The 10,413-nt window shown below is 60.3% G+C and carries 12 protein-coding genes; 7 read left to right on the top strand and 5 right to left on the bottom strand.

The window, feature by feature from the left end; translation table 11 throughout:
• The coding region (locus B3C38_RS02060; RefSeq protein WP_286724816.1) for a hypothetical protein at positions 1-266 on the top strand (266 nt) is incomplete at its 5' end.
• A 26-nt stretch (positions 267-292) separates the two neighbouring features.
• The gene (locus tag B3C38_RS02055; RefSeq protein ID WP_286724814.1) at positions 293-1,012 is read left to right on the top strand and encodes an MBL fold metallo-hydrolase; all 720 of its coding nucleotides are present in this window, start codon (positions 293-295) and stop codon (positions 1,010-1,012) included.
• Positions 1,013-1,220: 208 nt separating this feature from the next.
• On the opposite strand, the gene B3C38_RS02050 is transcribed toward B3C38_RS02055, so the two are convergent.
• Entirely contained in the window at positions 1,221-1,634 is a 414-nt protein-coding gene (locus B3C38_RS02050) for a hypothetical protein (protein ID WP_286724811.1), read from the bottom strand.
• 144 nt (positions 1,635-1,778) lie between these two features.
• Between B3C38_RS02050 and B3C38_RS02045 the strand changes: the two genes are divergently transcribed.
• Both B3C38_RS02045 and B3C38_RS02040 read left to right on the top strand, forming a co-directional pair.
• Positions 1,779-2,345, top strand: coding sequence for an RNA polymerase sigma factor (locus B3C38_RS02045; protein ID WP_286724809.1), 567 nt, complete (start codon positions 1,779-1,781; stop codon positions 2,343-2,345).
• Positions 2,329-2,784 (top strand): hypothetical protein, encoded by a 456-nt coding sequence (locus B3C38_RS02040; RefSeq protein ID WP_286724807.1) that lies wholly within the window; start codon positions 2,329-2,331, stop codon positions 2,782-2,784. Before B3C38_RS02045 ends, B3C38_RS02040 begins: the two co-directional genes overlap by 17 nt.
• Positions 2,785-3,025: 241 nt before the next feature.
• Here the strand turns inward: B3C38_RS02040 and B3C38_RS02035 are convergent, their stop codons facing one another.
• The 4 genes from B3C38_RS02035 to B3C38_RS02020 form a co-directional block, all read right to left on the bottom strand.
• Positions 3,026-3,337: a heavy-metal-associated domain-containing protein gene (locus tag B3C38_RS02035; RefSeq protein ID WP_026318214.1), complete on the bottom strand. Its 312-nt coding sequence runs from the start codon at positions 3,335-3,337 to the stop codon at positions 3,026-3,028.
• 23 nt (positions 3,338-3,360) lie between these two features.
• The gene (locus B3C38_RS02030) at positions 3,361-5,697 is read right to left on the bottom strand and encodes a TonB-dependent receptor (RefSeq protein WP_286724804.1); all 2,337 of its coding nucleotides are present in this window, start codon (positions 5,695-5,697) and stop codon (positions 3,361-3,363) included.
• 65 nt (positions 5,698-5,762) lie between these two features.
• A complete protein-coding gene (locus B3C38_RS02025) occupies positions 5,763-6,176 on the bottom strand; it encodes a hypothetical protein (RefSeq protein WP_117506879.1) in 414 nt (137 codons plus the stop codon).
• A gap of 48 nt (positions 6,177-6,224) precedes the next feature.
• Positions 6,225-6,491, bottom strand: coding sequence for a PqqD family protein (locus tag B3C38_RS02020; RefSeq protein ID WP_055204114.1), 267 nt, complete (start codon positions 6,489-6,491; stop codon positions 6,225-6,227).
• A gap of 74 nt (positions 6,492-6,565) precedes the next feature.
• Here B3C38_RS02020 and B3C38_RS02015 point away from each other — a divergent pair, with 74 nt between their 5' ends.
• The 3 genes from B3C38_RS02015 to B3C38_RS02005 all read left to right on the top strand — a co-directional run bounded on the left by B3C38_RS02015 (position 6,566) and on the right by B3C38_RS02005 (position 10,397).
• Entirely contained in the window at positions 6,566-8,500 is a 1,935-nt protein-coding gene (locus B3C38_RS02015; RefSeq protein WP_286724799.1) for a RecQ family ATP-dependent DNA helicase, read from the top strand.
• An 89-nt stretch (positions 8,501-8,589) separates the two neighbouring features.
• The gene (locus B3C38_RS02010) at positions 8,590-9,201 is read left to right on the top strand and encodes a 3'-5' exonuclease (protein WP_117507179.1); all 612 of its coding nucleotides are present in this window, start codon (positions 8,590-8,592) and stop codon (positions 9,199-9,201) included.
• Positions 9,198-10,397 carry a class I SAM-dependent rRNA methyltransferase gene (locus B3C38_RS02005; RefSeq protein WP_022333321.1) on the top strand — a complete coding sequence of 400 codons (1,200 nt, stop codon included), beginning with the start codon at positions 9,198-9,200 and terminating at the stop codon, positions 10,395-10,397. Before B3C38_RS02010 ends, B3C38_RS02005 begins: the two co-directional genes overlap by 4 nt.
• The last annotated feature ends 16 nt before the right edge of the window (positions 10,398-10,413 follow it).

Below are 10,413 nucleotides of genomic sequence, written 5' to 3'. Positions count from 1 at the left end.
GTACATTTGAATCTGGCGCCCACACTATAAACGTCCCGATTCGAAAAATACTGCGCCCGGGCATGAAAAATGTGCGAATTATTCTATTTTCATCCTGCAAACCGGGCATCCGGCCCCAAATCATCGCCGCCAAAAGGTGCGCCAGGCCCGGCTCAGAAAACTTCCCGGAAACCGCCCCCAACGTTTTCCCAGGTTCGGTTGCGGCTCAAAGGTACGAATATTTCACTTTTTTTCACTATATTGGCGTTGTAATATATAATATTTGAGCATAAACCCAAAACTCTTGTTGCTTATGTCGATCCTATCGTTTTTCGGATGCGGAAAGAAAGCTCCCGAATACCCTGCCGACACGCTCACGACGCGCGACGGTACGCAAATCACGATCACCTTTTTCAGACACGCCTCGCTTTCGGTCGAGGCCGGCGGAAAATACATCTACGTAGATCCCGTAAGCGGCTATGCCGACTACGCCGCCCTGCCCAAGGCCGACGTGGTACTTATCACCCACTCGCACTACGACCACCTGGACGTGGCGGCCGTCGAAGCGATCCAGACCCCGCAGACCGAGATACTCTGCGACCGCACATCGGCCGAGGCGTTCGAAATGAACTGCTACACGATGCGCCCGGGCAGTGTCGCCACGCCGCGCGATTACCTGAAAGTCGAGGCCGTGGCCGCCTACAACACCACCGACGGGCATCTGCAATTCCACCCCAAAGAGCGTGAGGACTGCGGCTACGTGCTCACGATAGGCGGCTCGCGCATCTACATCGCGGGCGATACCGAACCCACGCCCGAATTGAAGGCGCTGAAGAATATCGACATCGTCTTCCTGCCGGTCAACCAGCCCTACACGATGACCGTCGACCAGGCCGTCGAGGCCGTCAAGGCGATCCGGCCGACGATCTTCTACCCCTACCACTACGGCGAAGTCGAGGAAAAGACCGACATCGACCGTCTCGCACGGGAGTTGGAAGGCGTGACCGAGGTGCGTATCCGGCCGATGGAGTAAGGCCGCCCGGTCGGCAAACGGCAGGCGTCCGGGCTCCGGCAAACCGTTCCGCCCCGACAACCGCCCCCCGGCAAATTGTCCTGCCCCGGTGCGCCGCATGGCCCTCAGCAAACCGTTCCGCCCCCGGTGCGCCGCACGGCCCCCTGCAAAACCAAAGGAGTATCCCCCAAAAGAGGGATACTCCTTTTTTCCATCCGGAAAGGCCGGGCTATTTACGCTCCCTGCCGACGATATTGCGCTCGACGATGAACGAAACGATCAGTCCGACGCCGCCGAAACAGAGAACCGACCCGCCGTAGACGATGCTCCGCATTTCGTACGAAGCATCATAGGCACACCAGTTCAGCAACATGAAGGCGAAGAGCAGCCCGAAACCGATGCCCAGCAAAAGGCAACCGGCCTTCAGGGTTCCGGACACCCCGCCCGACACGGGACGCACCGACACGGGAGCGCCGATCCTCACACCCATCGGTACGAACTTCAGGTAGTCGATCAGGGCATTGCCGTCCATTTTATCAATGATCATGCGGCGCTCGCGACGGCACACGAGCAGTTCGAAGAACTTGTAGATTCCCAGCGTGACCACGCCTACGACCAGGGGAACAAAAATAAAATCCATCATAATTTTTTAAGTATTAGAGATTAGCGATTCGTTTTTTGCGATCTTTGCCTTATTAGACGCAGCTCCGCGAAAAAGGTTACAGTTTTCGGGAAAACAGCATCGGCGTGTAACCTTTTCCGGCCACGTGCGTCTAACCGGATAGCAATGCAACAACAGGAGGAACTGGAGCTGATCCGACGGATCGTAAACGGAGAAACCGATCTGTATGCCATCCTTGCCCGGCGGTACGGGCGGGTGGTCTACACGCTGGTTTCCCGCATCGTCGGCTGCGCAGAGGATGCCGAGGAGCTGGCTCAGGACGTTTTCCTCAAGGCGTTCCGCAACCTGCACAGGTTCAACGGGCGCAGTTCGTTCCCGACCTGGCTCTTCCGGATCGCTTACAACACGGCGGTCTCCGAGACACGGCGCCGCAAACGCGAATGGGCCTGCATCGACCAGGCGCGGCTGGCGGACCTGCCCGACAGCGATGCCGAGCGGATGGATGCCTGGGAGGGAAGGCAGGAATACCTCGACGCTCTGGCCCGTGCCGTCGGAGCGTTAGAGCCCGAAGAGCGGGCGCTCGTCACGCTCTTCTACTACGAGGAGTACTCCGTAAGCGAATGCGCCGAGATCACGCAGATGTCGGAGTCCAACGTCAAAGTACGGCTCCACCGCATCCGCAAAAAACTGTATATACTGGTAAATACGCAACTGCATGGAAGCGAAAAATAACATAATCCGTTGCGCGCTGGAGCAAGCCCCGGGTACGCAACTGCCCGAAGGGTTCTGCGAGAGGCTCATGGAACGGCTGGAACGCGAATCGGCGCGGCGCGAACGGCGCGAAACATGGTTGCTGGGCACGGCGGGCGTACTCTGCCTGCTGGCGGTGATCGCCGGGCTCGCCTGGTATTTCTGGTACGAACCGGGCGTCGGGCTGCATCTGCCCGACATGCCCTCACTCCCCGACATGCCTTCATTCCCCGACATGCCCGCGTTCACAGGCCCGGGCTCCTTAAAATTTCCCGAACCGGATTTCCCGGCCGAAAGCAGGCGGCTGTCCCTGTTCTACGTCTTTATCGCCGCAACGTTCCTCGGCCTCGCAGGGCTCGACCTCTACCTGCGCAGGCGCAGGCACAATGTTATGAAAACAAACGGGCACCCGCACCGATAAACCGGGCATACCGGCAGCCGGGCGGATTCCGGGCAAGCGGAACGCATCCCGGCCGTCGTTCGGCATGCACCGGCCCTTATCGGCTGTCGTCCGGAATCGTACGGTAGACAGCAGACGGTGGATAGCGGGCAGTGGATAGCGGATCGGGGGAAACCGACGGCAGTACAGGAGCCCGCCCAACAACCGAAACAAAAGGGAGGACAATGATGTCCTCCCTTTTCGATAACAAAACCCGCCGGCGTTATTTCTTCGTGTCGGCTTTTTTCGGTTCGGCCTTGACCTTGATCGAAGCAAAACCTTTGACGATATTATCGTCGCTGTTTTTCGTGGAATCGTAGACCACGGTCACCTCCTTCTTGGGCAGGTCGACCTTCACGTCCTTGACGCCCTTGCCGAGCGAGGGGACATTGTTCATGATCTTCTTGACACAGTGTTCACAGTCGATGTCGGTCGTGAAAACCGTCGTCACCGTCTTTTTGTCGGCAGCCTTCTGCGCTGCACACATGCCCACACCCATCACGAGTGCAAGGCACAGCATTAAAATTTTCTTCATCCTGGTGTTTATTTAAAGGTTAATCAATACAAATTGAACCGCAGGCCGATATAGAACTTGCGCCCCATCAGCGGCCCCCATACGTTCATCGAGTTGAAACCCGTCGAGTAGGGGTTGTCCGCATTGAGGATCGGGTCGTGCTGGCGGTAGTCGGCGATGTTTTCGCAACCGGCATAGATGTCGAACTTGCCGACCTTGCGGCTTATCTGGGCGAAGAACATCGGGTAGCGCGGCGAATACTTGTCGTCGGCCAGGTCGCCCGTCTGCGTCGGGATGCGTGCAGGGCCGTTCAGCTGTGCCGTCGCGTCGAACACCCAGCGGCGGAATTTCGTGGCGTACTGGATGTTGAGCAGCGTCTTGTACTGGCTCACCAGCGGCCGTTCCACGCGGGCGGTCTTTCCGTCGGGGCGGTCGATCGTCATCTCGCTGTCCGTATAACGGAACGTGGCGAAGATGTCCAACCGTTCGACGGGCGTCCACGAAAAGTCGATCTGGTAGGTATCCGTATAGGAACGCTTGTCCGAATTATAGAGCACGATCTGGTCGGCGCTGTACTCCTGGTCGGCGATCACCGAGTTGTAGAACTGCGTGCGGAAATAGTCGAAACTCAGCGTCGCGTCGCCGGAACTGACCAGCCCGAAGGTCTGCGTGAGGCTTCCGCCCACCGTGAGCGCCTTCTCCAGCCGGTTGAAGCCATCGAAATCGGGGATCACGATCTGCCGTCCGGTCGCCAGCATACCGATGTTGTCGGTGATGACGTTGGTCGAACGGTATCCCAGGCCGGCCGAGCCGCGCAGCGTGGTCGAGGGGGTGATGTTCCAGCGGATATGCCCGCGGGGCGTCACGAAGAACTTGTCATAAAACGCATTGTAGTCGCCGCGGATACCCGCCACGACCGAGAACTTGTCCTTGATCGAATAGGTATACTCGGCATAGGCACCCACTTCCTGCTCGTTGCGGTCGAAGTCGTAGAGCGTAGCCGGAGCTGCCGCAATCCACGGGGTGTTGTTGGCAAAACTCTCGCGGTAGTACTGCAAATGTCCCTGTGCACCGACGATCAGCGACGACCGGTAGGTGAAATAGTGGTTGTACATGAGGTTCAGCGAGAGCGTATTCTCATTGCCGCGGTAGTCGTTCAGCCCGAAATAGGCGTTCTCGTTGAAGTGGTCGAAATCGGCCACGAAAGCCAGGTTCGAACGCATCTCGTCCTGCTCGTCGGCATCGTAGACCGACGGGCCGACGGGCATACCTATTTTAAAATAACCGTTCGCGCCGCGGTTGCGGATCTTCGAACCGTAGAGGGGCATATCGGCGCCCGTCTCCTTCCAGTTCCAGTTCTTCTCCATCTCGCCGCGCATCGAATTCTTGTAGTCGAGCATACCGCCCAGGCGGTTCTCCTGTACGAATTTCCATCCCCAGCGGATCTGCGTACCGTTATCGGCCGCATAAAGCCACTTGTTGGCCACGTTGATCTGGTCGGAGAGCGGCAGGTCGCGGAACCCGTCGTCGTTGTGATCCATCTTGCGGACGTCGGTATCCATCGAACCGTGGAGCAGGATGACGCTCGACAGTTTCTTGTCCTTCGTGACGGGGAACGCCGTCGAGATGTTGGCCTCGGGGCGCAGTTCGTCGTCCAGATAGAGGTTCACGAACAGCCTCTCGTCGTCCGTCGGCTTGCGGTGCTCGAGGTTGATCTGCCCCGTGATGGCCTCATGCCCGGCCGTCACCGACGCCACGCCCTTCGATACCTGAATCGAATTGAGCCACATGCCGGGCGTGTAGCTCAGTCCGTAGGGGGCGCTCAGCCCGCGCATGATCGGGCGGTTTTCGTCGAGGATCTGGGTATAGGTACCTGCCAGGCCGAGCATCTTGATCTGCCGTGCGCCCGAAATGGCGTCGCTGTACCCGACGGTCACCGACGCCGAGTTCTCGAAGCTCTCGGCCAGATTGCAGCAGGCCATCTTGCAGAGGCCCGCGAACGAGATCATCTCGCCCTTGACGATGCCGTCACGCTTGACGAAGTTGCCTCTCAGATTACCCTCGACCACCACGTCCTCCAACGCCACGCCTTCGGAAGCGAGCGTGAATTCGATACGCTCCGCACCGCCTGTCACACGCAGCGTGTCGTTCACATATCCCAGATACGAGGCAACCAGATTGTCGTAACCTTTTACCCGATGGAGCAGGAACGCCCCCTGGGCATCGGTGCTGGCACCGATCGTAGTACCCTCCCAGTAAACCGAAGCGCCCACCAGCGGCTGGTTGTCGGCGTCGCGGACTACACCCCGCAAATCCTGTGCGCTGAGGGTTCCGCACACGGCAAGGGAAGAAACAGATAAAATGATTTTGTTGATTTTCATTACATTCCGTTATTGGTTAAAACTATTTGCGGGCGGATGCGCGCAGCATCCGTCCCAAAAAGGTTTTAAGCCAATACGGGAGGGGCACGAAGGCCTGCGGAGCGCACGTGGCCCCGCATGACGAAAGGATCGCCGCGTTCGGGAAGCGTCTCCCCGAAGAACTTGAGGACGGCCGCGACCGGAGCCTCCGCAACCAATGCGGGCGGCAGGTCGGTGACCGTGCAGCGGATGAATCTCTCGTGGTTATCGGAAGAAGAACCCGTATAGAGTTCGATTTCGGTCGAATGGTGGTTACCGCAGCAGGGAGCCTTCAGCGACTCGCCGGCACCCGCGGCATCGGCGCTGTGCTGGCAGTGGTGGCAGCAGACATGCGACGACATCGTGACGCACTTGCACGAAAGCGACACATACGCAGGGCCGCCCCACGCCGTCAGGTAGATGGCGAGCAGCAACAGCGATATGAGTCTTTTCAATTTCATGCTACCTTTCAGGTTTTCCGCCCGTGCAGCGGACACGTGCCGCGCAGGTTACTCCAGCACGCCGCATTCGGCGAGCTTCGCAGCCCAGGCCCCGGCATCGCGCTGTGCGGTGGCTTCGTCCACGTCGTAACGCTCCAACAACAGGGCGGCTGCGTCCCCGGTGGTAAAGTCCTTGCCGCCGAGCGCCTCCCAAAGATAGAGCGACGAATCGTTGAGCGCCAGGATACGGGTCATGTCGGCACCGCAGCGGCCCGGCATGATAATCACATGCTCCCCCGCCATCTCGCGCACTTTGAATTTTTCGCTTATCTTCATTTGTCGAACGTCTAATCCGATGCAAAAGTATAAAAAATTCCGGGAAACACCTAATTTTTCCTACCTTTGTATTCATGGAAAGGCCAGCGGACAAGATATACGACGTGCTGAAACGCTACTGGGGCTTCACCGAATTCCGGCCCGTACAGGAGCGTATCATCCGTTCGGTGATGGACGGGCGCGACACCCTGGCCCTGATGCCCACGGGCGGCGGAAAGTCGCTTACCTACCAGATCCCCGGGCTTGCGCAGGAGGGGCTGTGCATCGTCGTGACGCCCCTGATCGCCCTGATGAAAGACCAGGTCGACCGCCTGCGGGCACGGCACATCCCGGCCGTGGCGATCCATTCGGGGCTCTCGCCGCGTGCAATCGACATCGCGCTGGACAACTGCGTCTACGGCGACGTCAAGTTCCTTTACGTCGCCCCCGAGCGGCTCGCAACGGAGGCCTTCCGCCTGCGCGTCGTGCGCATGAACGTATCGCTCGTGGCCGTCGACGAAGCCCACTGCATCTCACAGTGGGGCTACGATTTCCGCCCCTCGTACCTGCGCATCGCCGAGCTGCGCGAGAAGTTGCCCGGTGTCCCGGTGCTGGCGCTCACGGCCTCGGCCACGAAACTCGTGGCCGAAGACATCATGCGCCACCTGCGGTTCGGCGAACCGCATATCCTGCGGAGCAGCTTCGCACGTCCCAACCTTTCGTACAGCGTCCGCCACACCGACGACAAGAACGGGCAGCTGCTGCGCCTGGTACGCAACGTCCCCGGTTCGGGCATCGTCTACGTCCGTACGCGCGAAGGCACCGAGCAGGTCGCCGACATGCTGCGCAGGGAGGGTATAACGGCCGCGGCCTACCACGGGGGCATGGGGCATGCCGAACGCTCGCTACGACAGGAGGAGTGGGTCTCGGGCAGGACGCGCGTGATGGTCGCCACCAACGCCTTCGGCATGGGCATCGACAAACCCGACGTGCGCTTCGTCGCCCATTACAGCATGTGCGACTCGCTCGAGAGCTACTACCAGGAGGCCGGCCGAGCGGGCCGCGACGGCATGCGGAGCTACGCCCTGCTGCTGGTATCGTCGGACGACGGCGAACGCATCGTGCGGCGTTTCGAGCAGGAGTTCCCGCCGCTCGAAAAGATCAAGGACATCTACGAACGGGTCTGCTCCTACCTGCAGGTCGGCATCGGCGACGGCGCCCAGGCATCGTTCCTGTTCAACATCCACGACTTCTGCGCCCGCGAGCACCTCTACTCCGGCACGGTCGTAAGCGCCCTGAAGCTCCTGCAGCAGAACGGTTACATGACGCTGACCGACGCACAGGAGAACCCGGCGCGGATCATGTTCTGCGTGAGCCGCGACGACCTCTACAAACTCCGCGTACAGCGCGACGAGCTGGATCACTTCATCCGCACGCTGCTGCGCCTCTACAACGGGGTCTTCACCGAATTCCGGCAGATCGACGAGGGCGAGATCGCCACCTGGAGCGGCTATACCGTGCAGCGGGTCAAGGAGCTGCTCAAACGCCTCTGGCAGTTGCGCGTGATCCGCTACGTCCCCTCCAACCGCTCGCCGATCCTCTTCATGGACGAGGAGCGGCTGCCCCGCGCCGACCTCTACATCGCCCTCGAGACCTACAAACGGCGGCAGGAGCTGATGCGCGAACGCTTCGAACACATGCTCGCCTACGCCGCGAACGAGACCCGTTGCCGCAGCGCCGTCCTGGAAGGGTATTTCGGCGAGGGCGCCCCTGCGGCATGCGGCGTATGCGACATCTGCCTCGCACACAAACGTGCCGGGAAGCGGCAGGCGCAGGACGGCGCTGCGCCGTCATCCGACGGCGGGCTGCGCGAAAAACTGCTCCAAAGGTTGTCCCGCGGGGCTGCCGACCCGCACGAACTGGCCGCGGAATTCCCCGGGGAGGCACAGCAGATAGGCCGGGCGCTGCGCGAATTGCTCGACGAAGGCATCGCCGGCACGGGCAGGGACGGGAAAATCGGGTTAAAATAGGGTCGTAACCGCCCGCGGGGATGTAAAAAATCGCCCCGCATGCCGTTTTCCGGAAATAATTCCCTATTTTTGTGAGAATGTTCCACGGCATGACTACGACAAACAACTTTACGGATAAGATCAGCAACGAGGAGGCCGCAGCGCTTCCGGCCATCGAATTCAGGGGCGAAATACGCATCGTCGACAATGAGCGCGACATCGTCCCCGCCTGCAAATTCCTGATGAAACAACGCGTCATCGGTTTCGACACCGAGACCCGCCCGTCGTTCCGGCCCGGGGTGACGTTCCGCGTGTCGCTGCTGCAACTCTCCACGCCGCAGCTATGCTTCCTTTTCCGGCTGAACAAGATCCCGTTCGCTAAGCCGATCCTGCAGGTGCTCGAAAGCAAGGAGATCCTGAAGATCGGCGCCGACGTCGCCGGCGACCTGCGCTCGCTGCGCCAGATACGCCATTTCCGCGACGCAGGGTTCGTCGACCTGCAAACGATAGCCCCCCAGTGGGGCATCGGGGAGAAGAGCCTGCGCAAACTCTCGGCCATCGTGCTGGGGCAGCGCGTATCGAAAGCCCAGCGGCTGAGCAACTGGGAGGCCGCGACATTCACCGACAAACAAAAACTCTACGCCGCGACCGATGCGTGGGTCTGCACGGCGATCTACGACCGACTGCTTCACACACCCAAAATCAAACATCCCGAATTATGACACCCCAAGTATACCTGCGCAAAGGCAAGGAAGAATCACTCATGCGCCGCCACCCGTGGATTTTCTCGGGCGCCATCGACCACATCAAGGCTGAAGACGAATCGGAAATCACGGAAGGCGCCCTGGTCGAAATATATACCCGCACGGGCGATTTCATCGCCCTGGGACACTACCAGATCGGCTCGATCGCTGTGCGTGTGCTTACATTCGACAAGGAACCGATCGACCAGGCCTGGTGGAACCGGCGCATCGCCGTGGCCTACGACGTACGGCGCACGCTCGGACTCACGGACAACCCCGACACGGACTGCTACCGCCTCGTCCACGGCGAGGGCGACGGGCTGCCGGGACTCGTGGTGGACATCTACGGCACGGTGGCCGTCGTCCAGTGCCACTCCGTCGGCATGTACCTTGCCCGCCAGGATATTGCGCGGGCGATCCTGGCTGCCTACGGCGACCGCATCACGGCCATCTACGACAAAAGTTCGCAAACCGTGCCCTTCAACGCCAGGCTGGGTGCCGTGGACGGATACCTGTGGGGGAGCTCCGACCATTCGGCGCACGTGGTGACGGAGAACGGCGAGAAATTCCTCGTCAACTGGGAGCAGGGGCAGAAAACCGGGTTCTTCCTCGACCAGCGCGAAAACCGGGAGCTGGTCAAACGCTACTCGAAGGGGCGCACGGTGCTCAACACCTTCTGCTACACGGGGGGCTTCTCGGTCTATGCCATGGCCGGTGGCGCCGAGAAGGTCTGCTCGGTGGACTCTTCGGAACGCGCCGTCGTGCTGGCCACGGAAAACATGAAACTCAACTTCGGCCCGCAGGCCAACTTTACGGAAACGGCCGCCGATGCCGTGGAGTACCTCAAGGACATCGAAGACAAATACGACCTGATCATCCTCGACCCGCCGGCCTTCGCCAAGCACCACAAGGTGCTGGGTAATGCCATGCAGGGCTACAAGCGCCTCAACGCCCGCGCCATCTCGCAGATACGCCCCGGCGGCATCCTCTTCACGTTCTCCTGCTCGCAGGCGGTGTCGAAGGAGCTGTTCCGCACGATGATCTTCTCGGCTGCGGCCATCGCGGGCCGCAACGTGCGCATCCTGCACCAGCTGACGCAGCCCGCCGACCACCCGGTGAGCATCTACCACCCCGAAGGCGAGTACCTCAAGGGACTGGTGTTGTATGTAGAATAAGGAAAGAAAGACCGCC

The organism is Alistipes sp. UBA1686 (assembly GCF_002320215.1).
Taxonomy (GTDB): domain Bacteria; phylum Bacteroidota; class Bacteroidia; order Bacteroidales; family Rikenellaceae; genus Alistipes; species Alistipes onderdonkii.
This window is presented reverse-complemented; position numbering and strand designations above follow the sequence as displayed.

What these genes read in the sequence shown, in the direction of transcription:
- B3C38_RS02055 (WP_286724814.1), top strand. Translation starts at nt 293, where the DNA reads ATGTCGATCCTATCGTTTTTCGGATGCGGAAAGAAAGCTCCCGAATAC.
- B3C38_RS02050 (WP_286724811.1), bottom strand. Translation starts at nt 1,634, where the DNA reads ATGATGGATTTTATTTTTGTTCCCCTGGTCGTAGGCGTGGTCACGCTG.
- B3C38_RS02045 (WP_286724809.1), top strand. Translation starts at nt 1,779, where the DNA reads ATGCAACAACAGGAGGAACTGGAGCTGATCCGACGGATCGTAAACGGA.
- B3C38_RS02040 (WP_286724807.1), top strand. Translation starts at nt 2,329, where the DNA reads ATGGAAGCGAAAAATAACATAATCCGTTGCGCGCTGGAGCAAGCCCCG.
- B3C38_RS02035 (WP_026318214.1), bottom strand. Translation starts at nt 3,337, where the DNA reads ATGAAGAAAATTTTAATGCTGTGCCTTGCACTCGTGATGGGTGTGGGC.
- B3C38_RS02030 (WP_286724804.1), bottom strand. Translation starts at nt 5,697, where the DNA reads ATGAAAATCAACAAAATCATTTTATCTGTTTCTTCCCTTGCCGTGTGC.
- B3C38_RS02025 (WP_117506879.1), bottom strand. Translation starts at nt 6,176, where the DNA reads ATGAAATTGAAAAGACTCATATCGCTGTTGCTGCTCGCCATCTACCTG.
- B3C38_RS02020 (WP_055204114.1), bottom strand. Translation starts at nt 6,491, where the DNA reads ATGAAGATAAGCGAAAAATTCAAAGTGCGCGAGATGGCGGGGGAGCAT.
- B3C38_RS02015 (WP_286724799.1), top strand. Translation starts at nt 6,566, where the DNA reads ATGGAAAGGCCAGCGGACAAGATATACGACGTGCTGAAACGCTACTGG.
- B3C38_RS02010 (WP_117507179.1), top strand. Translation starts at nt 8,590, where the DNA reads ATGACTACGACAAACAACTTTACGGATAAGATCAGCAACGAGGAGGCC.
- B3C38_RS02005 (WP_022333321.1), top strand. Translation starts at nt 9,198, where the DNA reads ATGACACCCCAAGTATACCTGCGCAAAGGCAAGGAAGAATCACTCATG.